This window comes from Clostridium sp. MSTE9 (assembly GCF_000277625.1).
Classification (GTDB): domain Bacteria; phylum Bacillota; class Clostridia; order Oscillospirales; family Acutalibacteraceae; genus Faecalispora; species Faecalispora jeddahensis.
This window is the reverse complement of record NZ_AKFU01000047.1, coordinates 15,086-38,563: the sequence shown is the minus strand read 5'-3', so window position 1 is coordinate 38,563 and position 23,478 is coordinate 15,086. Positions and strand designations below refer to the sequence as shown.

21 protein-coding genes are annotated in these 23,478 nt (G+C 53.7%); 19 read left to right on the top strand and 2 right to left on the bottom strand.

Annotated elements, in window-relative coordinates:
- Positions 1-40: 40 nt before the first annotated feature.
- The 19 genes from HMPREF1141_RS16930 to HMPREF1141_RS13845 all read left to right on the top strand — a co-directional run bounded on the left by HMPREF1141_RS16930 (position 41) and on the right by HMPREF1141_RS13845 (position 21,216).
- A complete protein-coding gene (locus tag HMPREF1141_RS16930) occupies positions 41-439 on the top strand; it encodes a prepilin-type N-terminal cleavage/methylation domain-containing protein (RefSeq protein ID WP_009065649.1) in 399 nt (132 codons plus the stop codon).
- A 131-nt stretch (positions 440-570) separates the two neighbouring features.
- Positions 571-1,383 (top strand): A24 family peptidase, encoded by an 813-nt coding sequence (locus HMPREF1141_RS13930; RefSeq protein WP_009065727.1) that lies wholly within the window; start codon positions 571-573, stop codon positions 1,381-1,383.
- 116 nt (positions 1,384-1,499) lie between these two features.
- Positions 1,500-2,456, top strand: a complete 957-nt coding sequence (pilM, locus tag HMPREF1141_RS13925; protein WP_009065606.1) for a pilus assembly protein PilM — start codon at positions 1,500-1,502, stop codon at positions 2,454-2,456.
- Positions 2,457-2,462: 6 nt separating this feature from the next.
- On the top strand, positions 2,463-3,047 hold the full coding sequence (locus HMPREF1141_RS13920) for a hypothetical protein (protein WP_009065653.1): 585 nt from the start codon (positions 2,463-2,465) through the stop codon (positions 3,045-3,047).
- The gene (locus HMPREF1141_RS13915) at positions 3,044-3,673 is read left to right on the top strand and encodes a hypothetical protein (RefSeq protein WP_009065580.1); all 630 of its coding nucleotides are present in this window, start codon (positions 3,044-3,046) and stop codon (positions 3,671-3,673) included. Before HMPREF1141_RS13920 ends, HMPREF1141_RS13915 begins: the two co-directional genes overlap by 4 nt.
- A gap of 505 nt (positions 3,674-4,178) precedes the next feature.
- Positions 4,179-5,252, top strand: coding sequence for a bifunctional glycosyltransferase family 2/GtrA family protein (locus HMPREF1141_RS13910; RefSeq protein ID WP_009065553.1), 1,074 nt, complete (start codon positions 4,179-4,181; stop codon positions 5,250-5,252).
- A gap of 10 nt (positions 5,253-5,262) precedes the next feature.
- Positions 5,263-6,195 (top strand): phosphodiester glycosidase family protein, encoded by a 933-nt coding sequence (locus tag HMPREF1141_RS13905; RefSeq protein WP_009065620.1) that lies wholly within the window; start codon positions 5,263-5,265, stop codon positions 6,193-6,195.
- Positions 6,179-6,568, top strand: coding sequence for a hypothetical protein (locus tag HMPREF1141_RS13900; protein WP_155863656.1), 390 nt, complete (start codon positions 6,179-6,181; stop codon positions 6,566-6,568). The genes HMPREF1141_RS13905 and HMPREF1141_RS13900 overlap by 17 nt, the downstream gene beginning before the upstream one ends.
- A 582-nt stretch (positions 6,569-7,150) precedes the next feature.
- Entirely contained in the window at positions 7,151-8,755 is a 1,605-nt protein-coding gene (locus HMPREF1141_RS13895) for an ABC transporter substrate-binding protein (RefSeq protein ID WP_009065614.1), read from the top strand.
- A gap of 166 nt (positions 8,756-8,921) precedes the next feature.
- Positions 8,922-9,866 carry an ABC transporter permease gene (locus HMPREF1141_RS13890; protein ID WP_035317181.1) on the top strand — a complete coding sequence of 315 codons (945 nt, stop codon included), beginning with the start codon at positions 8,922-8,924 and terminating at the stop codon, positions 9,864-9,866.
- Positions 9,867-9,882: 16 nt separating this feature from the next.
- Positions 9,883-10,800, top strand: a complete 918-nt coding sequence (locus HMPREF1141_RS13885) for an ABC transporter permease (protein ID WP_009065589.1) — start codon at positions 9,883-9,885, stop codon at positions 10,798-10,800.
- Between the two features lie 86 nt (positions 10,801-10,886).
- A complete protein-coding gene (locus HMPREF1141_RS13880) occupies positions 10,887-11,903 on the top strand; it encodes an ABC transporter ATP-binding protein (RefSeq protein ID WP_009065556.1) in 1,017 nt (338 codons plus the stop codon).
- Positions 11,904-11,914: 11 nt separating this feature from the next.
- Complete coding sequence (locus tag HMPREF1141_RS13875; protein WP_009065683.1) at positions 11,915-12,913, top strand: dipeptide ABC transporter ATP-binding protein; 999 nt, start codon at positions 11,915-11,917, stop codon at positions 12,911-12,913.
- Positions 12,914-12,966: 53 nt separating this feature from the next.
- Positions 12,967-14,109, top strand: a complete 1,143-nt coding sequence (locus HMPREF1141_RS13870) for a M20/M25/M40 family metallo-hydrolase (protein WP_009065509.1) — start codon at positions 12,967-12,969, stop codon at positions 14,107-14,109.
- A 16-nt stretch (positions 14,110-14,125) separates the two neighbouring features.
- Positions 14,126-15,586: a M20 family metallopeptidase gene (locus HMPREF1141_RS13865; RefSeq protein WP_009065564.1), complete on the top strand. Its 1,461-nt coding sequence runs from the start codon at positions 14,126-14,128 to the stop codon at positions 15,584-15,586.
- 97 nt (positions 15,587-15,683) lie between these two features.
- A complete protein-coding gene (locus tag HMPREF1141_RS13860) occupies positions 15,684-16,337 on the top strand; it encodes a cytidylate kinase-like family protein (protein WP_035317199.1) in 654 nt (217 codons plus the stop codon).
- A gap of 385 nt (positions 16,338-16,722) precedes the next feature.
- Complete coding sequence (locus tag HMPREF1141_RS13855; protein ID WP_009065622.1) at positions 16,723-17,709, top strand: AraC family transcriptional regulator; 987 nt, start codon at positions 16,723-16,725, stop codon at positions 17,707-17,709.
- A gap of 177 nt (positions 17,710-17,886) precedes the next feature.
- The gene (locus HMPREF1141_RS13850; protein WP_009065705.1) at positions 17,887-19,173 is read left to right on the top strand and encodes a GLUG motif-containing protein; all 1,287 of its coding nucleotides are present in this window, start codon (positions 17,887-17,889) and stop codon (positions 19,171-19,173) included.
- A gap of 300 nt (positions 19,174-19,473) precedes the next feature.
- The gene (locus HMPREF1141_RS13845; protein ID WP_009065712.1) at positions 19,474-21,216 is read left to right on the top strand and encodes a GGDEF domain-containing protein; all 1,743 of its coding nucleotides are present in this window, start codon (positions 19,474-19,476) and stop codon (positions 21,214-21,216) included.
- 94 nt (positions 21,217-21,310) lie between these two features.
- Here HMPREF1141_RS13845 and HMPREF1141_RS13840 read toward each other — a convergent pair whose 3' ends face one another.
- Both HMPREF1141_RS13840 and HMPREF1141_RS13835 read right to left on the bottom strand, forming a co-directional pair.
- Positions 21,311-22,165, bottom strand: coding sequence for a bifunctional 5,10-methylenetetrahydrofolate dehydrogenase/5,10-methenyltetrahydrofolate cyclohydrolase (locus HMPREF1141_RS13840; RefSeq protein ID WP_009065692.1), 855 nt, complete (start codon positions 22,163-22,165; stop codon positions 21,311-21,313).
- Between the two features lie 754 nt (positions 22,166-22,919).
- Positions 22,920-23,453 carry a class I SAM-dependent methyltransferase gene (locus HMPREF1141_RS13835; RefSeq protein ID WP_009065521.1) on the bottom strand — a complete coding sequence of 178 codons (534 nt, stop codon included), beginning with the start codon at positions 23,451-23,453 and terminating at the stop codon, positions 22,920-22,922.
- Between the last annotated feature and the right edge of the window lie 25 nt (positions 23,454-23,478).

The following is a 23,478-nucleotide window of genomic DNA, read 5'->3' as shown; positions in this document are numbered from 1 at the left end:
GACCCAGCAAGGGCGAAAAAAATGAAGGAGGAAAATCCCTATGAAAAACACATTGCAAACCCTGCAAAAAAAGAGAAAATCAAAAAAAGGCTTTACCCTGATGGAAATGCTGATCGTCGTCGCGATTATTGCTATTTTGGTGGCGATCTCTATTCCGGCATTTAACGCTCAGCTTGATAATGCACGTACAAACACTGATTTGGCTAATGAGCGTGCTGCAAAAGCTGTTGCTGTTACCACGTTTTTGACTGAAGATAGTGACACAGAGATTGATGGCTATTATGATGCTGATACAGGTAAGATTGAGAAAGACAAAACTGATGCAGCAAAAATTAAAGCATATGGTCAAAAACAAAAAGGCAAAATTATTCACATAAAGATTGATTCTTCAGGTGAAATTGAAACTAAAGAATGGGTTGTGCCAAGTACCATTAAGTAAAGTTATTAAAAATTTAAAGCCAATTTTAAAAAATACCACCGAATATTTTTTGTTATGGATAACAATGTATTTTTTAAATAGGTACAAGAGAAATTTTTCCGAAATTTTCACCAAGACAGGAGGAGCCGTCTGTGCTATTATATGAATTGACCCCGGCGCTGACGGCTTACCTGTTGTTTTGTACCGTTGTTCTCGGCACGGTGATGGGCAGCTTTGCCGCATGCACGGCATGGCGCATCGCCGTGGGCGAGGATTTTCTGCGCGGCCGCAGCCATTGTGACGAGTGCGGCCATGTGCTTACCGCAAAAGAGCTGGTGCCGGTCGTTTCGTGGCTGGTGCAGCGAGGCAAATGCCGCTGGTGCGGCGCGAAAATTTCTGTTCGATGCCCGGTAACGGAGCTGCTGTGTGCGGCGGCATTCATGGGCATTGTATTGCGGTATGGCATTACTCTGCAAACCCTTCAATATTTGATTTTGACGGTTCTTCTGCTGACAGTGGCCCTGGTGGATTACGACACCGGTCTGATTCCGAACGGGCTGCTGCTGGCGATTGTGATAGATTGGGCGGTGTTTACCCCGTTCTTAAACGGCGGCGCGTTCCTGCAAAATGTGGGGAGCGGCCTTATGAGCGGGCTGGCCGCTTCCGTTCCGCTGCTGCTGCTCACGCTCCTGATGGATCGTACGCTGCGGCAGGAAAGCATGGGCGGGGGAGACATCAAGTTCTTTTTTGCGGCCGGCCTGTTTTTTTCCATTCAGGGTATTTTGTTTCTGATGCTTGTCTCCAGCGTTCTCGGGATCCTGTTTGCCGCCCTGACAAAGAAAACTGCCGGAGACCCTGAAAATCCAAAGGCATTCCCGTTCGGTCCGGCGATTGCGGCCGGTGTATATCTTTCTATGCTCGCGGCAGAGACCGCCGTGGAATATTATATAAATTTGTTTCTCTAATTTGATTCTCCGCCGTGCTGCCCAAAGGCAGGTCGGCTGGTGCTGGTCTTCAAATGTAATTTACTGTTTTCAGGGAAGACCAGGATAGAATAGCCCATCGACAGGGGAGGAAAAGCATGACCTATTTGGGACTGGACATCGGTACCGGCGCGGTAAAGCTGGCTGTTGTAAAGGGTTCCGCCGTACACCGGCTGCACTGCTCCGTCTTAATGGGGGAACTGCCGCGGGAAGGGCAGCGCGTGGCCTGTTCCGATGCTCTGGCAAAGGAACTGCGCGATCTGGTGCGAAGAGAGAAGATCAGCGTAAAAAACTGTGCACTGGTACTGCCGCCGAGCGCCGCGTTTGTCCGCCGTGTTACGGTGCCGTTTATGACCGCAAAGCAGCTCAAAGTAAATCTGCCCTATGAATTTCATGATTACATACAGCAGGATAAGGACGAGTATTTTTACGACTACGCGGTGGTCGACACGCTGGAGGAATCCTCCGGCGGCGCAAAAAAGCTCGATCTTTTGATTGCGGCCACTCCCAAGCGGGTGATTCAGCAGTGGCGCTCCATGCTGCGGCGTGCGGGCCTCAGGCTTGCGGTTGCTGTGCCGGAGTACCTTACCTACCGCAATCTGATCAGCGCGTATGAGAAAGCCCACGAGGACGACCATCCGCGCGAATACTGCATTGCAGATTTGGGGTACCGCTCCATCCGGGTTCACATGTACCGGGGCTGTGTATATGAAACCACCCGTGTGATCGAATACAGCGATGTACCGGTGCGCCAGGTGGCGATGGGCCCCCAGGAGGAGGCGGACAGGCTGTCTGCTCAGGACCGCTATACCCGGATCGCGGTCGAGATTTTGCGCGCGGTAAACTTTTACGGGTTCAACACTCCCGATTCCGACCTGCAGGACATTTATTTCGGCGGTGGACTGGCCTCCTCGCCGGAACTGATGAAGGTTCTGCGGGAGACTCTGCGGCTGAACATTCACTCTGTCGCAGAGCTGGTGCCGAACGACGACGGCGCTCTGGCCGAGCTGTGCCCCGCCGCAGTGGGTGCGGCGCTGGAAATGAACGGGAGGTGACGGCAATTGGGTGAAGGTACGAAAAGCCCCATTAAAACGACTATCAACCTGGCACAGCGGGATTATAGGCTCCGTGGGCTGGGAATTGTGCTCCCGATTGCTGCAGCATCGCTTATAGCGGTTCTGCTGTTCTGTAAATTGGGGATTATCGATCCGCTGGCGGCAGCGGCCCGCGCTGAGACACAGGCCGAACGCCAGGAAGAGCAGGTCAGCCGGCTCAAAGACAAAACCGCGAACTATGAACAGGTACTGGAGCAGTATCAAATTGAAACGCAGACCCAGCCGAGGCTGAGCGGACAGGCTGACCCGATGAAATGCCTGCGGCTGATCGAGGATGAGCTGCTGGCCAATGCGCAGGTTTCTTCCTTTACGATTTCCTCTCCGGTGATCACTGTGAAGCTGTCGGGAGTCACGCTGAATAACATCTCATCGATTTACCAGCGGCTGATGTCGAGCGGGATGGTGGAGAATGTACAGGTGTACACCGCGGCGACCGATGAAAAAAATAAAACGGTTACGGCGGCCATGACGGTTACGCTCGCTGTGGAAGAACCCGCCGCGGCGTCCTCTGGGAAGGGGGCGTCCTCATGAGAAGACCCCTTTCTCAAAGGGAGCGGATTCTGCTGGGTGTTTTGCTGCTTCTGGCGCTTTTCGCCGGGTATTTTAAGCTGTTTCTGGCCCCGATCGAGACACGGCAGGCGGTGGCGCAGGAGCGGATCACCCAAGCGCAGGACGCCGAGGTGCAGGAGGCTGCAAAGCTTCAGCAGCTTCAAAAGATGCTGACAGAGCTGCAAAACCTGAAAAACAGCGGGGAATACCTTTCTTCAGAGATTCCGAATTACGACAACATCGACAATGTGATCGTTCAGCTCGATGCGATTTTAAGTGCGGCCGGGGAATATCACCTCGCGTTTTCAAATGTCGGTTTTGGGGATGAGATGGTGCTCCGTCCGATTCAGATGACCTTCACCGCCCGCAACTACGTGGCTGCCAAGCAGATTTTGTCGAATCTGTACGGGTGCCCGTATCGCTGCTCTCTCAGCAAAATAACCGTTTCAACGGATACGGATTCCGGCGGGCAGGGAAGCATTGCTGCGAACAAGGTAACAGTATCGCTCACAACCACATTCTATGAAAAATATAAGGACGAAGCTGCGAAGGCCGCTGCCAAAAAGGCTGCGGAAAACTCCGGCACGGGTAATTCATCCGGAAATTGAACAAAGAAATAAACGGGGAGCATTGCTGCTCCTCTATGGAAAAGACCGGTCCGGCATTTGCCGGGCCATTTTTTTATATTTTATATTTATTTTCATAAAAATAAATCAGGACGGTGTGTCTCCCTTGGTTAAGCCAAAAGGGACGCGCCGGTTTTTTCTTTTATGGCAGATTCCTATTAAGGCAACCATGAACAGAGTGAAAACAATTTGAGAACGGAGAAGGAGAAGTTATTTGAGAAAAATCATTTTTTCCCGGTGTCATGCGGTTTTCGCAGGATGACAGGGCAAATCGGCATGAAAAAATTGGGAGTGAAATCTCCCTTGCCTTTTCAGGGTACTTTCAGCTTCCGGGATTATACTGTGGGCACAACAGAGGGATGGCAGCCATCCAAGCACATTCCTCTGTTCCTCTGAAAATGAGAGCATCGCAGAGCTTCCGGCGAATTGACGAGAAGGCTTTGCGGACAGCCAACAGAAACCCGAAGCCTTTTTGGAGGTATCTGATATGCCAACGATCGCCTTGATTCCCGCTTATGAACCGACAGAGATTTTGATCGATCTGACCAAACAACTTTTTGATTCCGGCTTTACAATAGTGGTCGTGGATGACGGAAGCGGCCCCGATTACCGAAAAATTTTCCAGCAATGCCGGCCCTATGCGGCGGTGCTTTCCTACCAACCGAACCGGGGGAAGGGACACGCCCTGAAGACCGGGTACCGGTATATCCGCGAGAATTTCGGCGCGGACAGTGTTGTCGTGACAATGGATTCGGACGGCCAGCACACGGTCGATGATGCGCAGAAAATCGCCAAGCGGGCCGCGGCTGCACCTGGTGCTTTGATTCTGGGTGTGCGTGCCTTTGGGCCGGGTACGCCGGTACGCAGCCAGTTCGGCAACACCGTAACAAGGGCGGTGTTTACCCTCTCTACCGGTCTGCGGGTGAGCGATACACAAACCGGGCTTCGCAGCTTTACCGTGCGGATGCTTCCATTTTTGTTCGGTGTGCCGGGCAGCCGCTACGAATACGAAATGAATGTCCTTTTACAGTGTGCCCGTCGGAACATCCGCATACTGGAGGAGCCAATCCAGACGATTTATAGGAATGGCAACAAGGGCTCCCATTTTCACACCCTGCGCGATTCGTTCCGTATCTATAAAAACATTCTGCAATTCGCGGCCTCCTCTTTTCTGGCATTCTGCATCGATTACGGCTTGTACAGTGTTTTGGCCGTAGGGCTGGCCGGGCTGGGGACGGACATCAGCGTTCCGGTAGCGAACATAACGGCGCGAACTGTGAGTGCCAGCGCCAACTTTGCCATCAACAAGCGTTTTGTGTTCGGCAATACGGACAGCACGCTGAAAACCGGCACACAGTATTTTCTGCTGGCTGCGGGTATCCTGCTCGGCAATACCGTTTTGCTCAGCTTCCTCGTCAATTCGCTGGGGGTAAACCAGTTTGCCGCAAAGCTGGTAACGGAGCTGACCTTTTTCATCCTGAGCTGGGCAGGGCAAAGGTTCTGGATCTTTCGGCGGCAGAGCGCGCATGCCTGCGACAGGGCAGAAAAATCTCAGGATTGAGGAGAAGTTCATGAAGAAACAAGGGAATTTTCTTTGGCCGCTGTGCTACGGCCTTTGCTTGACGGTATTTACCGCTTATGTTTTGCTGGACGCATTTGTCATCCCACGCAGCTATGCGGTAACACCCGGCACAACGCAGGGGCTGAGCGCTTCCTCGTCTGCCGGTACAGCACAGACCACAGAAAGCGAAGATACAGAGAACACGGCATCGGCCACGACGACCGATACCTCGTACAGCGACGGGAAGACCAGCATCGAACTGAAGCAATACCGGCAGGATGATACCACTGTCTATGTCGCAGACATCACGCTTTCGGATGCGAGCGCGCTGAAAACGGCGCTGGCGAACAATACCTACGGCAAGAACATCACGCAGACCACGTCGGATATGGCGGCGGAAACCGACGCCGTTCTGGCCATCAACGGGGATTACTACAGCGCGCGCAGCGGCTACGTGATCCGCAACGGCGTACTGTACCGCGACACCTCTTCCGATGCCTCTCAGGAAGATCTGGTGATCTATCGGGACGGCTCCTTTGAGATTGTGACAGAAGGCTCTGTTACGGCGACACAGCTGCTGGAGAATGGGGCGCAGCAAGTGCTGTCGTTCGGCCCGGCCCTCGTGAAGGACGGAGAGGTTTCCGTGACGCAGGGCGAAGAGGTGGGCAAGGCGATGTCCAGCAATCCGCGCACGGCAATCGGCCAGATCGATGACCTTCACTATGTGATGGTCGTAGCCGATGGCCGCACCAAGGAAAGCGCGGGGCTGTCTTTGTATCAGATGGCGGAGTTTATCAAGAGCCTTGGTGTGAAAACGGCATACAATCTCGACGGCGGCGGCTCTGCCACCATGGTGTTGAATGGTAAGGTGATCAACCAGCCCACCACCGGCGGGAGCAGGATCAGTGAAAGGAAGGTGAGCGACATTGTCTACATCGGATAAACGGAAAATGGGCAGAACGGTGCGGATGTATGCTGTGCTCACCGCGTTCTGCGCCGTATTCGGATTCGTTTACGAGCAGTTCAGCCACGGCGTGTTCTCACCCTTTATGGGGTATTTGTTCCTGTTTCCGCTGCTCGGTGGCGCCGTGCCGTTTCTGCTGCTGTACCTGCTGCCGTTTCCAAGATTGCCGGGGACTGCATCGCGCTACGCTTATCATTCGGGGCTGGCGGCTCTCACCGTGGGCAGCTGCCTGACCGGCGTGTTTGACATCTATGGAACCACTGCGCCGCTCGTCGGCGTGTACTGGTGGGCAGGGGCCGCGTTTACCGCAGCTGGCGTTCTGCTGTATCTCCTTCCGCAGCGAGTGCGATGACCACCCGCCGGTAAAGGTACAATAAAAAGCTTGCAAATGGAAAAGACCCCGAAGCCCGGCAGGCTTTTGGGGTCTTTTCTGTTGTGATAAGGTTGCGGAAGATGTCTGTGTTCTACGGTTAAAACAGGTAAATTGAAAACAGAAATCGCCGTTGACAAAAATGAAGTATTTTGTAGTAATTTGTCATTCTGTTCAAATCGCATAGATGCTGATAACGTTTCAGAGTGTATGTTTGTGCAAGTTTTAAATCCGGGAAATTCTTTTTGAAATTTGTGAAAACTGACTTTAGTTATTCGTAATATGGATAAAATATAGAGCTGTTGCCTATATTTAACGCGAAATTCGTCGCCTTTGAGAGGCGTTTTGGAAGGAAATAGGAAGAGGGATATGACTTTTCGTAGAAGCGAACTTGCAAAATTGAGCTTGCGTCTATTGACAAATCTTTTTTGGCGGACGTATAATTCAAAACAACATATTCATTTTATTTTGAACAGCTTGCAATGGGGCACGCGAATTTTTATAATTCGTGTGCCCTTTTTGTGATAAAGAAGATCGAAACATTTGTTAGGAGGGTGCTATCACATGAAATCGAAGAAGCTAAAACGATTCCTTGCTTTGGTTTTGGCAGCGGCCATGTCGCTGACAGCCTGTTCCGGGTCTTCCGGAACACAAAGCTCCACCGAGTCCGGCAGTGCTTCCGTCCCGGAAAACGCAACATACAGGGAAACGCTGCACATTGCGGTAACACAGCAGGCGCCTTCTTTGGATTTGCATAAGAACAGCTCCCTGATTGCAAGGCAGATTTGTGATGGTACCGTCTGGGAAAAGCTGGTCACACTGAATTCCAAGGCAGAAGCGGTACCGGAGCTCGCAGAAAAGTATGAGGCGACAAACGATGGTAAAACGCTTACCTTTACGCTGAGAAAAGGCGTAAAATTCCATGATGGCAGTGAGATGACAGCTGACGATGTCGTCGCCTCTATGAACCGCTGGATTGAGGGCTTCAGCTCCGCGGGGACGATGGTTGGCGATGCGCGGTTCGTCAAGGTGGATGACTACACCGTCAAGATCGACGGCAAAGCCTCGCTGATCCTGCTGCCCGCCATGATCGCGGGCGCCGCACAGCCGGCCTCTATCACAACGGCTGCCGCGTGCAAAAACGAAGACACCAACGGATTTTTGAAAGACTACATCGGTACTGGCCCCTATAAATTCTCTGAGTGGAAGCAGGATCAGTACATTAAGCTGGAGCGCTTTGACGACTACGTTGCCTATGGCACAAAGGGAACCGAGATGGACGGCTGGAGCGGCTATAAGGCGGCCCCCACCAAGATTCTCCAGTTTGACCTGGTTGCGGATCAGGCCACAGAGTCCGCCGGTCTGGAAGCCGGTCAGTACGATGTTGTATTCAATGTATCCTACGATGATTATGCCCGGCTGGAAAGCAATCCGAATTTGACCACGGTCAGCTCACAGATGGGTACTATCGCGCTGATTCCAAACCACAAGCAGGGCATTGCCTCGAATCAGTATTTCCGCACCGCGGTCAATACCGCTCTTGATTATGATGAGCTTCTGACCGCCTCTTACGGCAAGGCTTACGAGCTTGGCTCTTCTTATATGGATGCCGGCCAGCCGTTCTGGGCATCTGAGGCCGGGAAGGAAAATTACAACCAGAAAGACCTTGAGAAGGCTAAGAAAATTCTTACGGACAATGGCTATAAAGGGGAACCCTTCACCATTCTGGTCGCAACTTTGAACAAGATGGATAACATGGGTATCGCCATCAAATCGCAGCTCGAGAAGATCGGCATTCCTGTAAAGCTTACCGTGGTTGACTGGGCCACCCTGACGGAATACCGTAAGGATCCCACCAAGTTCGATATGTACATTACAACCTTTGCGGAGGTTCCGGTACCGTCGCTCAAGCTGTATTACGGCGCTGCGTATCCCGGCTGGTCCGACGATGAAAAGCTGCAGACCTTATTCAAGGAAATGACCTCTGCTCCCACGCTGGAGGAAGCAAAAACCAAGTGGGATGAGCTGCAGGGGTATTCCTGGGAGTACCTGCCGATCATTTGCCCCGGTCACTACATGGGCATGTTCGCATGGCAGAAAAATGTGACCGGTATCAATATGTACAGCGGCGGGCCGAAATTCTGGAACGCCGGGATTGTGGAGTCTTAAGTCTGAAATATGGGATTCTGAAATACAGCCGATTTGCTTTGAAAGAAGCTTTGTGAGGAACCCAACCGTTTCTTCCCCCGCCGCAAGGCGGGGGAAGAAACCAACAGACTGTTTTAAAGTAAGGCGATTTTATTCTTAGATTCTCTTGGTTGTGGGGGGAAAGCTGATGCAGAAGTTCATTGTTAGGAGACTGCTGTCTGTGATTCCGGTACTGTTCGTGGTGTCGGTGGTCATTTTCACACTGCTGAAAATGGTGCCCGGCAGCCCGGCGGCTACCCTGCTGGGCGATTTGGCCACAGCGGATGATATTGCAAAGCTGGAAGAAAAAATGGGCCTGAACCGCCCGTTGGTGGAACAGTATTTCATCTGGATCGGGAACATGTTCCACGGTGATTTCGGGATCAGCACGGCGGGTGGCGAGCCGGTTGCCAGTGTGGTGTTCAGCCACGTGAAGCCGACCATTTCCCTCGCGCTGTACGCGCTCATCATCGCCAGTGTGATCGCGATTCCGATGGGAATGCTGGCGGCAAAAAACAAGGGAACCGGCATAGACCACGGCGTGACGGTTTTGTCCTTGGCGGGCATCTCGCTGCCCAGTTTTTTGTTCGGCCTGTTTTTGATGCTCATTTTCGCCGTAAAGCTGCATTTTTTCCCGGTCTCGGGGTATGTAGAAATCAGCCGGGGGCTGTGGCCGCACATCAAATCGCTGACGCTGCCTGCGGTCGCGCTGGGGTTCATGAACGCGGCATTGATGATGCGCATGACCCGCTCCGCGATGCTGGAGGTTCTGGGCAGCGACTACATCAGAATGGCTAAGGCAAAAGGCGTGCGGAATTTTGTCATCACCACCAAGCATGCGCTGCGTAACTCCCTGGTTACGATCATCACGATGATCGGCCAGAGCGCGGTGCAGATGCTGGCCGGCGCGGCGGTCATCGAAAGCCTGTTCGCCATTCCGGGCCTTGGGCAGCTGATGGTCAATTCCATCGGCCGCCGCGACTACTATGTGATTCAGGCGATCGTGCTTTTGATCGCGCTGTTCAATGTGCTGATCAACATGCTGGTAGATCTGCTGTACGGTGTGGCAGACCCCAGAGTCAGAGCAACCTGAGAGGAGGGTGAATGAGATGCTAGGTACAAACGGTTCGGAGGGCGCCATGACTTATACGGCTGCCCAGAATGACCTGAGCCTGCAGAAGAAAAAGCTGGCGCAGGAGCAGTTCGAAATCCGGCTGAAGAAGTTCACCCATAACCGGGCTTCGGTATTCGGGCTGGCGGTTGTCACCCTTGTGATCGTCCTGGCGGTTTTTGCTCCGCTGATTGCTTTGCATGACCCGCTCGCGATGAATACCGCAGACCGCCTGAAGGGTATCAGCGCCGAGCACTGGTTCGGCACCGACAATATGGGACGCGATGTATTTGCCCGCGTGCTGTACGGCGCCCGGATTTCTCTCACCGTCGGCTTCACAGTCGGCCTTGTTTCGGGTTTCCTCGGGCTGGTGATCGGGCTGTATGCCAGCACCAATAAGCTTGCGGACAATATCCTGATGCGCGTCTGCGACGGCCTTAAGGCGATTCCCAGCACGCTTTTGGCGATCACGATGATGGCGGTGCTGGGCGCGGACATTAAGAACGTGATCATCAGCCTGATCGTCGTCAATATTCCGAACATGGCCCGTCTGGCCCGCAGCCAGGCGCTGGTGGTAAAGGAGCAGACGTATATTGAGGCGATGCGGTGTCTCGGTTCTTCTCAGAAACGGATTTTGTGGGCGCACATTGTGCCGAATATCCTCTCGCCGATGATCGTTCAGATGACCTTCGTGTTTGCGAGTGCCATCATCACCGAGGCGGCTCTCAGCTTCCTCGGCGCCGGGGTTCCGGCCCCCGCACCGAGCTGGGGCAATATTTTAAAAGAGGGCAAAGACGTGATCTACACCGCCTGGTGGATGATCTTGTTCCCCGGTGTATTTACCGCGCTGACAGTGCTGGGGCTGAACCTTCTGGGCGACGGCGTGCGCGATCTGATGGACCCGAAAAGCAACTGAATCGAATCCGCGGCGAAGCGGGGAGAAAGCAAAACTCCCATTCGTTGTTTGGCTCAAGAAGCCGTGTGAGAGGAGAGACCGGCAGCATGGAAAGAGTATTGCAGGTAGAAAATTTATGTACCGAATTCAAAACGGAGCGCGGTATGCTCAAAGCGGTGGACGGCGTCAGCTTTGAGGTGCGCGAGGGCGAAATGCTCGGCATCGTCGGGGAATCCGGGTGCGGAAAAAGCGTCACCTCCCAGTCGATTCTGCGGCTGTACGACGAAAAGTCGTTCGTGCGCTACACCGGCGACGTCCGGTTCCACGACGAAAGTTTGCTCACGCTTTCTGAAAAACAAATGGAAAGCGTGCGCGGCGCCAAGATTTCGATGGTGTTTCAGGATGCGCTCAGCTCCCTGAATCCGGTATTTACAGTGGGAGATCAGATCATGGAAGCGATTCTGATCCACCAGAAAAGAACCAAGGCTGAGGCAAAGGAGCAGGCGATCGAAATGCTGAATCTGGTTGGTATCCCCGACCCGGGCCGGCGGTTCCACCAGTATCCGTTCGAGCTTTCGGGCGGCATGCGGCAGAGGGTGATGATCGCGGTTGCGCTGGCCTGCCACCCGCAGCTTTTGATCGCCGACGAGCCCACCACCGCGCTGGATGTGACGATTCAGGCACAGATCATGGATTTGATCGTGGATATGAACAAGCGCCTCGGCATGGCGGTGATGCTCATCACGCATGACCTGGCGGTTGTGGCTGAAACGTGCGACCGATTGATCGTGATGTACCTTGGCCAGATCGTGGAAGAGGGACGGGTGGAGGATATTTTTGATCATCCCATGCACCCGTACACGATGGGGCTGATGAATTCCATTCCGAAGCTCGATACCGCAAAGGCGACCCGGCTGTACCAGATCAGCGGCACAGTTCCACTGTTGAACCAGATTCCCGTGGGCTGTCGGTTTGCTCCCCGCTGCCCCTATGCCACCGATCTGTGCCGCGAGGAAATGCCCGAGCTGAGCCAGGTTTCGGAAACACAGGGCGTGCGCTGCCATTACAGGAACGGGCGAAACGGCGGCTTCGTTCAGGAGCGTCTCGAATATGAGGCCGGTTAGGAGGAAACGAGATGACAAATACCGCAAAGGTGGTTTTGCGCGGAACAGGGATTAAAAAATATTTTCCCGTGCGCAGCTCTGTTTTAAATAGAGTGAAGAGGAATGTAAAAGCGGTGGATGGTGTCGATATTTCTCTGTATGAGGGTGAGATTTACGGCCTTGTGGGGGAAACCGGCTGCGGCAAAAGCACGCTGGGCCGCACGCTGGCCTACCTGACCGAACCCACCGACGGCTCGATTGAGGTGCTGGATCAGGATATGACGGCGATGAAGCGCCACCAGCTGATCGAAATGCGCCGCAAAATCCAGATGGTGTTTCAGGACCCCTACACCTCGCTGGACCCCAAGCAGAGAGTGGGCGATATCCTCACGGAAGCGCTGAAGATCCACAACATCGGCACCCGCGAATCGCGTATGGATACCGCGGTGGAGATTATGGAGAAGGTGGGCCTGCGACTCGAGCATTTCTACCGCTATCCCCACGAGTTTTCCGGCGGCCAGCGGCAGAGGGTCGGCCTGGCCAGAGCGCTGATCCTGAACCCGAAGATCATCATCTGCGACGAGCCCGTTTCAGCGCTGGACGTATCGATTCAGGCGCAGATCATCAATCTGCTGCAGGACCTGCGGGAAAAGGAGCAAATCTCCTTTTTGTTCATTGCACATGATATGAGCGTGGTAAAATATGTGTCGGACAGAGTAGGGGTCATGTATCTGGGGCATATGATGGAGGAGGCCGAAACGGAGGAGCTGTTCCGCAATACGCTGCATCCGTATGCGAAGGCGCTGCTTTCCGCTGTTCCGAATCCCTCACCCCACACGAAAAAAGAGAGAATCGTATTAAAGGGTGATCTTCCGTCCCCCATTAACCTGCCGTCAGGCTGCGTGTTCCATACGCGCTGTCCGTACGCTACCGAGCAGTGCTCGGTGCGTACGCCGCATTTGAAGGAGGTTGTGCCCGGTCACCGGGTAGCCTGCCTGATGTATGAGGAAGGCTGGTCCGGTCAAACCTGAAGGTGGAGGAAAGTCTCCGGCGAAAACGAATGATGACTGGGAGGGTACCAACAGTGCTGACACAAAACGCGCAGGATTTTTTGCAGACTCACAGCGACGAGGCTTATCAGCTGTTAAAGACAATGGCGGCGATCCCATCGCCGTCAAACCATGAGGAACGTCGGATGGAATTTTGCAGGCAATGGCTGGAGTCCTGCGGGGCCAAGGGCGTTTATACCGACAACGCGCTTAATGTAGTCTACCCGGTTGGGGTAACGGAAGAAAACCCGGTCGTCGTGTTCTGTGCCCATACCGATGTGGTGTTTCCGGATACCGATCCGCTCCCCGTACGGGAGCATTCGGGCCGGCTCTGGGCGCCCGGCGTGGGTGACGACACGGCAAATCTGGCCGCTTTGATGATCACGGCCAAATATGTTCTGCAGGAGGGCCTTCGCCCGAAAAATGGCGTAGGAGTGCTGTTCGTCTGCAATTCCGGAGAAGAGGGAATGGGAAACCTGAAGGGTTCACGTAAGCTCTGCAAGGATTATGAGGGACGCATTCAAGCGTTTTGCAGCTTTGACGGAACACTGACGCATGTGGTAAATCGTTCGGTGGGTTCCCAGCGATTCCGGGTTACCGTAACAACACAGGGCGGGCACTCCTATATGGATTTTGGCCGCCCCAACGCAATTGCACAGCTGGCCGCAGTTGTTTCTGACCTGTACGCCGTGGGAATTCCCTCTTACGGGAGAACCGCCTGCAACGTTGGCACGATTTCGGGTGGCACCTCTGTCAATACCATCGCGCAGAGCGCCGAGATGCTGTGCGAATACCGATCAGACGATGCCCGCGGCCTGCAGTATATGCAGGAGCAATATGAAAGGATTTTCTCCGCACACCGGAAAAAAGGAGTGGAGCTTACAGTGGAGGTGGTCGGGAGCCGCCCCAGCGAACAGCTTTCCGCGGCGGCGGCCGCGGAGCGCGACCGCCTGGTGCAAAGGGCTGCCGATATTATCGAGCAGGTGACGGGAAAACGCCCGGGTACGGCGTCCTCCTCCACCGACTGCAACATTCCCCTGTCGCTGGGAATCCCCGGCGTGTGCTTCGGGTCGTACTACGGCGACGGGGCGCATACGCGGGAGGAATATGTGGAAATCGATTCCCTGCCGCTCGGGTACCGGGTCGTGATGGAAAGTGTGTTGGATTATTTCCTATAGAACCAGGAGATGACATATGAAACAAGAGTTGGATCTGCACCGTTATCTTGCGGAAATTGATGAGAAAGCAATGCCGCTCAGAGCGCTGAGCGATCAGATATGGGAGTATGCCGAAACGCAGTTTGAGGAATTCCAATCGGCGGACGCCCTCTGCACCTTCCTCGAAAAGGAGGGCTTTACGGTGGAGCGGGGCGCGTTCGATATCAAGACCGCGTTTACCGCTACCTTTGGGTCGGGCAATCCGAAAATCGGCATTCTGGGCGAGTTTGACGCGCTCTCCGGTTTGAACCAAGAGGCGGGGGTTGTCCGCAAGCAATCGGATCACCCCGAAGCGAACGGCCACGGCTGCGGGCATAACCTGCTCGGCGTCGGTTCCATCGCGGCAGCGCTGGCGGTTAAAAAATACCTGGAGGACGGCTTCCCCGGTACGGTTACTTATTTCGGCTGCCCCGGTGAGGAGGGCGGCTCCGGTAAGGCCTACATGGCAAGAGCAGGTGCGTTTTCCGAGCTGGACTGCGCATTGACCTGGCACCCGTCGAGCCTGAATATGGTATACCAGAACAGCTCGCTTGCAAACTTTCAGGTGCAGTTTACCTTTCACGGTATCAGCGCACACGCCGCCGGCAGCCCCGAAATGGGCCGCAGCGCGCTCGACGCGCTGGAGCTGATGAATGTCGGCGCGAATTTTCTGCGGGAGCACATGATCGAAAAGGCCCGCATTCATTATGCAGTCACCAATACAGGCGGCTATTCCCCGAACGTGGTGCAGAATCTGGCGAAGGCGATCTATCTCGTTCGCGCACCAAGGCAGGATCAGGCGCTGGAGCTTTTAAACCGTGTGAAGAAGATCGCGGAGGGAGCAGCGCTCATGACCGAAACCACCGTGGAGCACCAGATGATCAAGTCCTGCGCCAACATGATCTCGAATCAGGTGCTGGAGCAGGCGATGTTCGATTCCCTCATGGAGATCGGCACGCCGGGCTATACCCCCGAGGAATACGAGCTGACGCAGCGCTATGCCGAAACTGCGCCAAAGGGCGCTGACCGTGGTTATATGGATGCGGTTCAGGAGCGGCTTGACCCCAAGAACAAGCGGTTCCTGCTCGAGAAAAAGGCCGATCCGCTTTACGATTTCATCGTTCCCTACGAGCCGATGCATCTGGTGCGGGTAGAGGCAGGCTCCACCGATGTGGGCGATGTCAGCTGGATGTGCCCGACCGCACAGCTGTATGCCGCCACCTGGGCGCCCGGAACGCCGGGGCATTCGTGGCAGGTGGTTTCCCAGGGGAAATCCTCCCATGCGCATAAGGGGATGCTGCTGGCCGGAAAGGTAATCGCGCTGACCGCCATGCGCCTGATGCAGCAGCCGGAGCTTTTGGAGCAGGCGAAAGAAGAGCACACTCTGGCGCTGCAGGGGCAGACTTATCTTCCAATTCCAGACGAGATTCATCCGGTGCCCCTCAGAACCATGAGCTGATACTGATTTGCGGGTAAAAAGAGAGAACCAGCTTCATTCAGAGTTTTCGTATCAGCATAGGGAAAATCAATTGGAAGGAAGAGGGAGAGTGGAAACGATGGAACATATCGTGATTACGATTGCCCGCGGCTTTGGAACGGGCGGTCGTGAAATCGCCGCGCGGCTTGCGGATCGATTGGGAATCCACAGCTATGCCAATCGGATCCTGACGCTCGCGTCCCAATACAGCGGCAGGGACGAACACGACTTTGTAGAGGTGGATGAGCGCCTGCGGGACGGGTACCTGCGCCAGCAATTAATGTCGCTGCAAAAACGGCTGACTCCGCTGCCGCACACCAATCCGTTTGAATCCGATGACCGCCTGTTCGAGTTCCAGAAGAAAATCATTCAAGAGCTGGCCCGTACCGAAAGCTGTGTCATCGTGGGCAAATGTGCCGATTATGTGCTGCAGGATTTTGACAACGTGCTGAGCGTATACGTAGAGGCCCGCAGAGTCTTTTGTGTAGACCGCGTGATGAAAACCATGAACGTTTCAGAGAGTGAGGCGCACAGTCTGATTGCCAAAACGGACAAATACCGCGCCGAATACTATAAGTATTACACTGGCGGCAACTATTGGACGAATCCGGTCAACTATGATATGACGCTGAACAGCGGCCGGTGGAGCATTGACCAATGCGTCGATTTGATCGTGCAGGCGCTGCAGATCAAGTTTGGCGACGACTGTAAAAAAGCTTTTCCCTTCATTTAAATATCCTAACAGGCAAAACGCGGAAGACGATTCGTTTTCCGCGTTTTGCCGTCGGGAGAGCTGCGCAGCAGTAAAATGGATTTATCACTTTGCTTCCAGTGTTTCCAGTATCTGAAGGGCTTAGCTATGGATAAAACGAATCTCCTTTTAAACATGGTGTTCGCTGATCTGGCCCGCCTATATTAAGAAGTATGAAATATCTGGGGGATGCTCTATATCGGTTTTGAGCCAAACGGCTCTCTGTGGCGCTTGACATTGTACGTAGTATTTGATACGCTTGTTGTTAGAAAAGACTAACTGCGTAATAGGCAGGCCGTTTCTATTCCTGACGCGCGGCGCGAGAGAATGGAACGTCTGCTGCACAGGAAGAAATGGAGGGGACTGTATGCGCACATTGGAGGAATATGATCTGGTTGCTCCCGAATCTTTGTCGGTAACGTACCAGCCCGATTGTACGGTGTACCACATGGCAAACATCAGCGGCGAGGGGACAATGACCAGCTTTGAGGTGTTCGACGGGGTCGAGCTGGTATATAACGATTTTCGTTCCGCTTATTGTGTTTCCGGCAAAGGCACGACGGCCGATGTGATGGAGATTAATCACTGCCGTATGGGCCGCTTTGAATGCGATTTTTTAAACGGCACCTGTGTTTATCTGGAAGAGGGCGACCTTGCAGTGAATATGGTGGCCAACCAGACGAAAAACCCCTGCTTCCCTCTGGAATATTACAAAGGGGTTTCGGTCATGATCGACCTAGCGCGGGCCGAACATTCCCTTTCGGGCGTCCTGAAAGACATCTCGATCGACCTCTACGCACTGCGGGAAAAGCTCTGCGCAGGCAACCACTGCTTTGTCATGCGCGCAACCGATTCCATTCAACATATTTTCTCGGAGCTTTACACAGTGCCAAATCAGGTAAAATTCGGTTACTTTAAGCTCAAGGTGCTGGAGCTTCTGCTGTTTCTCAGCGTCATCAATCCCGACGAGCATTTGGCGGCTCCGCGCTATTTTCAGAAGAATCAGGTGGAGTGCGTCAAGCGGATGAAGAACTATATGGTGTGCCACCCGGACTGCCACTTTACACTGCAGGAGTTGTCGGAGCGCTTTGATCTGCCGATGACCACCATGAAGCAGTGCTTTAAGGGGGTCTACGGAACCTCTGTCTATGCGTATATGCGTTCTTACCGCATGCAGCGGGCCGCTGTGCTGTTGTGCCAGGGCAATGAGAGCGTTTCTTCCGTCGCGTGGAAGCTGGGGTATGTCAACGCGAGCAAATTTGCATCTGCGTTCAAACAGGTGATGGGTCTTTCGCCGATGGAATACCGAAAAAGGCATCGCCTGAATGGAGCGGAAATTGTCTGTGCGGAGTAGAAGCGCCCGCCGCTTCGGGAGTATAATCATTTTCTGAAAACAGGACAGAGCGTGCGCTGGGAGGCGCTGTTCATTGGGTTAATTGTTAGTGGAAACTAACTAAACTTTCGCCGCAGGGCGGACGCTTTAGCCGAGCCTGAAACACAAATGATTCCATACCAGAAACGGAGGAAAAATATGAACGGACAGACCCAAACAAAAATGCAGCTGCGTGTGAGGGAGAATCGGCGCGGCAAAAAAAGATACCTTGCACTCGCCTGTGCGCTGATGCTCTCGATTTCCATGTTAACCGGTTGTCAGGGCCAGCAGACAAACAACGCGGTCTCTTCTCAGGCACAGTCGGTTTCTGAGCAGGCCGGCGGCTTTGCCGGCGGCAGCGGCACTGTGGAGGACCCCTGGCAGGTGGCGACGGCAGAACAGCTGAATCAGGTGAGAGAGCAGCTCTCCGGTCATTATGTGCTGACAGCGGATATCGATTTGTCCCCACTTGGCAGCTTTGATCCCATCGGCACCTTCGAGCCCAAGTCTGAAAAGGAAGAGGACGCGGAAACGCCGAGCGACACGGCTGCGTTCAGCGGTACCTTTGACGGAGCAGGACATAAAATCTCGAATGTGGCTATCAGCAGCAAGTACCAGAACGGCGTAGGCCTGTTCGGCTGCATCAGCGGGGAATCCGCCGAACTGAAGAATCTGACCGTGGAAAACATCGTTGTTCCGTCCTCTCAGATGTATGTGGGAGGGATCGTAGGCTATGCCAACGGCAAGGAACTCAGCGGTCTTACCCTGACCGGGGAAAGCAGCGTAACGGGTCATTTTCTGGTGGGCGGCGTTGTCGGCGCCAGCCATGCGGATATTAAAAATTGCAAAGCCAGCGCGACCGTTATTCTCAGCGGCGACAATACGCAGGGTGCGGGCCTGATCGTCGGCGGGGCCGAGGACTGCAATGTGGAAAGCTGCGAGGCTTCCGGCGTGGTTGAGGCCAAGGGAACCGGTTGCTATAGCATCGGCGGTCTGGCCGGATGCTTCCACAACAGCGAATATGCGAAAGACTGCACGGCCGATGCCGTGACGATCACCGTCGGGGAAAAATCCTCTCTGATCGGCGGTCTTGCGGGCCATGCCGGCACACAGAGCGGCGCCGCAACGCAGATTACAGGCTGCAAAGCGACCAATATCACCATTCAGGCGGCAGACACCGCCAACCGCATCGGCGGCATTGTGGGCGGCGGCTTTTATCTGAATGCTTACAGCAAATACTACCCCGAGCCCACAATGTATGATGTGGTCAATTGCACGGTGTCCGGCAAAATCGACGGCGGCAAATTCGTGGGGAGTATCACCGGATATGTTCATAACAATTCCGTTGTGAAGGACTGCACCGCGCAGGTTGCGGTAAACGGCAATTCCGGTGCGGGGCAGATCGGTGCGGCCTACGATGCCTGGAAAGATATTAGTGTGCTCTGATCCGTAAGGCGGAAAGCACACATCATCATTCTGTTTTCTGTCAGTAATTTTCCTTTCTCAACAGAAATTCATAAAAACTCCTCCGCAGAGCATTGCTCTGCGGAGGAGTTTTTTTCAATGCAGCAATCCGGCGGGTTGATTGCTTCTCCAGAATATTTTTAATTTGATTTTAATCCGTTACCAGAGCATGCATAATGGAAAAGATGTATAATTTACATGCTGATTTTTTGTAAATGATAGATATTTTTATCATCCAGTGATATAATCAATGAAACAGAGCAATGGGGAGTGACAGAATGGATGAAGTCTGAAAATTCTTTGCTTGAAATCATAAGAGGAGGATACATTAAGCCTGTGTATCAGCCGATCGCCTCTCTGCGGGACGGCAGTATTCTGGGGTATGAGGCGCTCAGCAGAATTTCTCTTCCGGGCTGTGAAATCGAGATAGAAGAGCTGTTTGATCTTGCCACCTCTACACAGCGGCTGTGGGAACTGGAACGACTTTGCCGCACACAGGCCCTGAAAAATGCTGTGGCAAAGCCGGTCGGCACACGGTTGTTTCTCAATGTTGATCCAAATATTCTGTACGACCCCGAGTTTATTTCCGGCTTTACGAGCCAGATGCTCCGCGAGTTCGGAATGAATCCGGACGAAGTGATTTTTGAAATTACCGAGAAGAGCAGCGTCAGCGCCGTTCCGGTGTTTATTTCCTCCATCGAGCATTATCAAAAGCAGAATTTTCAGATCGCGATCGATGATTTTGGTTCGGGCTATTCCGGCCTGGTTCGGGTCTGTGCGTTTTCGCCGAACTACCTCAAAATCGATATGGGGATCGTGAGGAAAATTGATCGGGACAGCAGAAAAAAATCCGTAATGACCGGAATCGTAAAATTCTGCAAAGAGGCCGGCATTCAGGTGATCGCAGAGGGAATTGAAACACAGGAAGAGCTTACCACACTGATTCAGGTTGGGGTGGATTATGGACAGGGCTTTTTCCTTGCCAGGCCGAACGAGAAATTTCAGCGCTTGCCCGGCGAAATCAAGCTGCTGATCAAAGAGGCCCGGAACAACTCGTTAAATCTGAGCGGCGGCGGGCCTGTTTTTGGACATGTTGGTGCGATTTGCCACAAAAAAAGAGCGCTGCCAGAGAATGCTCCTGCGCTCCCAGTATATCAGGATATGTGCAGTGACCCCTCAATGACCGAGGTCTGCATTTTGAATCATGACGGCACCGTCTGCGGACTTTTGACGCGCCAGTATCTGCTGGGGTGCTTCAGCGGGCAGTTCGGGTACAGCCTGTATTATCGACGAACGGTAAAGGATCTGGTTCGGGATGATTTTTTATCGGTGGATTCCGGCACGGCCATTGACGATGTCGCTGCTCAGGCGATGGAGCGCGGGCAGAAAAATGTGTACGATGCCGTGGTGATCACCGAGGGGCGGCAATATCTTGGCATTGTCACTGTGCGCGATCTGCTGAACGCGGCGATCAATATCCGGGTAAAGAATGCGGCAGACGCGAATCCGCTCACGGGATTGCCCGGCAATAACGCCATTCAGCGCGCGATTGAAGAGCTGATCGCTGACGACCGGGACTGCGCGATCATCTATCTTGATCTGGACAATTTTAAGGCGTACAACGACGCCTACGGCTTTTCCTGCGGGGACAACATGCTCCGGCTTTTGGCCCAGACGATGAACCTATGCTGTTCTGCCGCAGATTTTAAGGGACATATCGGCGGAGATGATTTTATCATTCTCACGCGGGACACCGAGCATCTGTATGAGCTGTGCGGCAATATCATCGCAACCTTCTCAAAGCAGGTGCAGCCGCTCTATTCCAAAGAGGATTGGGAGCGTGGATACATCATTTCGAAGAACCGCAACGGCTTTGCGGAAAACTTTTCGATCGCCACACTTTCGATTGCGGCGGTTACGAATCGCACGGTCGATTTTTCTCAGACGGAGCTGTTGTCCAAAACAGTTGCTCTCGCGAAGAAGCAATGTAAGCAGCAGACGGGTCATTCCGTCGTCATCGTCTGACAGAAAAACCCGGCGAGCGGTCCGCCGGGCAGGAAGGGACAAGCTGCCGAAATCCGGCAGTGGTCTATGCCGCCGGTCGGTTCCTTTTTCGCTGTTATTGGGGGAAGGTTCGCTTTGCGGCTTCGATCACGTGCTTGGCGAGAATGGTGGTGGTGACGGTTCCGACTCCGCCCGGAACGGGAGTGAGCGCTTCCACGACTGCGTTTGCCGCTTCAAAATCAACGTCGCCGTACAGGCGGCCGTCCGGCCCTACGGTGACGCCGACATCCAGAATCACCTGCCCGGGAGAAAGGCAGTCTTGATTCAGCAGCGCACGCGCCCCCGCCGCTGCTATGATGAGTTCTGCCCGGCGGCATTCCGAAGGAAGGTCTACCGTGTCGATGTGGCACAGGGTGACGGTGGCCCCGCGCGCCAGCAGCATCATTGCCACCGGCCGGCCAATCACAAGGCTGGCGCCCACCACAACGGCGCGCTTGCCCCGCAAAGAAATGCCGCAGTAATCCAGAATATCGATGCAGGCTTGTGCGGTGCAGGGCGGGAACCCCTGCTGTACACCGGTGAAAACACCGTATAAGGAAAGACTGGTCACGCCGTCTACATCCTTTTCGCAGCAGAGTGCGTCACGGATAACCCGGTCATCCAGATGTGCCGGGAACGGGCGCAAAAGCAGCACCCCGTGAACGGAGGGAGATTGGTTCAGCGCTTCAATGACCTCCAGTACCTCGCTAAGGGTGCTGTTTTCTGGCAAGATCAGCGATTGAACGGCAATGCCGATCTTATCGCAGCGTTTGGTCGCCCCCGCCTGATAGGCTGCGGATTCGGGCCGATCCCCGACGCGAACAATGGCCAGAGTCGGCGTGCAGCCCCGTTCCTTTAACAGAGCGGTCTCCTGCCTGAGTGTTCCGTTCATGGATGTGACGATTTCTTTTCCTGCGATGATTCTGGCCATTCGGTAATCCTCCTATAACGAGAAAAAGATGTCCTGCCTCTACAAAGCGACAAAAGCCAAAGGCTTTATTAGTCCCGAGTTTCAAGGCTCTCCCAGCTGTCAGCGGCTTGCCGCCGGTAACAGCGTGAGGTTCTTATAACGAAAAAGGGTGTTCTGCCTTTACAAGCGGCAGAAGCCAAAGGATTTAACTGTCTGGAGTTTCAAGGCTCTCCCAGCCGTCGGCGGCTTGCCGCCGGTAAACGGCGTGAGGTTCTTATAACGAGAAAGGGTGTTCTGCCTTTACAAGCGGCAGAAGCCAAAGGATTTAACTGTCTCGAGTTTCAAGGCTCTCCCAGCCGTTGGCAGCTTGCCGTTGGTAATGGCGTAAGGTTCTCATAACGCTACGATCTGCCGTGCTGGGAAACTTCCGGAGCAAGTAGGTCACTTTAAAAAGTAAATCATTTCTTCTCTTGTTTTCGATTAAGGAAAAAAATTCCGTTTTTCCGCAAATCACTTTGCAAGGGATAAACTCTATCAAGATTTCATTATAAGGGAATCGGAAAAAACAAACAAGATAAATTTGTTCTAAAATAGAATTAAAACACGAATTTTGTTCTATTGTGGAATAAAGGAAAAGGTCGAACCGAAATCTTCTTTTCGGTTCGACCTTTTTGAGACGTTTTTCGATGTTTCGGGAAGAGCATCTTCTCTTGCCCGTCTATAAAAGAATGGCAAAATCGCTCCTGCTGCGGCAGCTTTGGCATTTGCAGGCGGTTCAGGTTTGGCATGTCAGCGTATAGAGGTTTTCGCCCAGTTCAAACAATGCGGTGCGGCGGAAGCTGTGCGCCGTGAGCTGCTCTTCCAGACGCTCCGGACTCCAGCGGCGCTCCGGCGGTGGGCCAAACTGTGTCGGCTTTGGAAAAAATTCGATGATGGCAAGGGTGCCGTCTGGCCGCAGAATGCGCCGAATTTCCTCCAGCATTTCACCGGGCTTCTCCAGCTCGTGGAAAACGGTACAGAGCAGTGCCGCATCACAGGAGGAGTCCGGCACGTTTTTTACGTCGTTTTCCAAGATCACGTTTTGGGCTTTTCGCTCGTTTCTCCTGCTGTGCAGGAGCCCCAGCAGCTCGGGGAAAATTTCAACCGCATACACCTTGTTTTCGGTCAGCTCCGCTGCCGCAAAGGTGAAAATCCCCGTTCCCGCGCCGATGTCACAAAAGGTGTTCCCGGGCATTAGGCCAATCCTTTTCAGCGTTTCCGGCGGGTTCAGTTCCTGAATCCGCTCTGCGCGTTCCAATTTGTGGATCATCCGATAGTGTTCACTCCTTTTTTCC

Excerpts from the sequence above, each read along its gene's own strand:
- HMPREF1141_RS16930 (WP_009065649.1), top strand. The coding sequence starts at position 41 with ATGAAAAACACATTGCAAACCCTGCAAAAAAAGAGAAAATCAAAAAAA.
- pilM (WP_009065606.1), top strand. The coding sequence starts at position 1,500 with ATGACCTATTTGGGACTGGACATCGGTACCGGCGCGGTAAAGCTGGCT.
- HMPREF1141_RS13915 (WP_009065580.1), top strand. The coding sequence starts at position 3,044 with ATGAGAAGACCCCTTTCTCAAAGGGAGCGGATTCTGCTGGGTGTTTTG.
- HMPREF1141_RS13910 (WP_009065553.1), top strand. The coding sequence starts at position 4,179 with ATGCCAACGATCGCCTTGATTCCCGCTTATGAACCGACAGAGATTTTG.
- HMPREF1141_RS13905 (WP_009065620.1), top strand. The coding sequence starts at position 5,263 with ATGAAGAAACAAGGGAATTTTCTTTGGCCGCTGTGCTACGGCCTTTGC.
- HMPREF1141_RS13895 (WP_009065614.1), top strand. The coding sequence starts at position 7,151 with ATGAAATCGAAGAAGCTAAAACGATTCCTTGCTTTGGTTTTGGCAGCG.
- HMPREF1141_RS13890 (WP_035317181.1), top strand. The coding sequence starts at position 8,922 with ATGCAGAAGTTCATTGTTAGGAGACTGCTGTCTGTGATTCCGGTACTG.
- HMPREF1141_RS13885 (WP_009065589.1), top strand. The coding sequence starts at position 9,883 with ATGCTAGGTACAAACGGTTCGGAGGGCGCCATGACTTATACGGCTGCC.
- HMPREF1141_RS13880 (WP_009065556.1), top strand. The coding sequence starts at position 10,887 with ATGGAAAGAGTATTGCAGGTAGAAAATTTATGTACCGAATTCAAAACG.
- HMPREF1141_RS13875 (WP_009065683.1), top strand. The coding sequence starts at position 11,915 with ATGACAAATACCGCAAAGGTGGTTTTGCGCGGAACAGGGATTAAAAAA.
- HMPREF1141_RS13865 (WP_009065564.1), top strand. The coding sequence starts at position 14,126 with ATGAAACAAGAGTTGGATCTGCACCGTTATCTTGCGGAAATTGATGAG.
- HMPREF1141_RS13860 (WP_035317199.1), top strand. The coding sequence starts at position 15,684 with ATGGAACATATCGTGATTACGATTGCCCGCGGCTTTGGAACGGGCGGT.
- HMPREF1141_RS13855 (WP_009065622.1), top strand. The coding sequence starts at position 16,723 with ATGCGCACATTGGAGGAATATGATCTGGTTGCTCCCGAATCTTTGTCG.
- HMPREF1141_RS13850 (WP_009065705.1), top strand. The coding sequence starts at position 17,887 with ATGAACGGACAGACCCAAACAAAAATGCAGCTGCGTGTGAGGGAGAAT.
- HMPREF1141_RS13845 (WP_009065712.1), top strand. The coding sequence starts at position 19,474 with ATGAAGTCTGAAAATTCTTTGCTTGAAATCATAAGAGGAGGATACATT.
- HMPREF1141_RS13840 (WP_009065692.1), bottom strand. The coding sequence starts at position 22,165 with ATGGCCAGAATCATCGCAGGAAAAGAAATCGTCACATCCATGAACGGA.
- HMPREF1141_RS13835 (WP_009065521.1), bottom strand. The coding sequence starts at position 23,453 with ATGATCCACAAATTGGAACGCGCAGAGCGGATTCAGGAACTGAACCCG.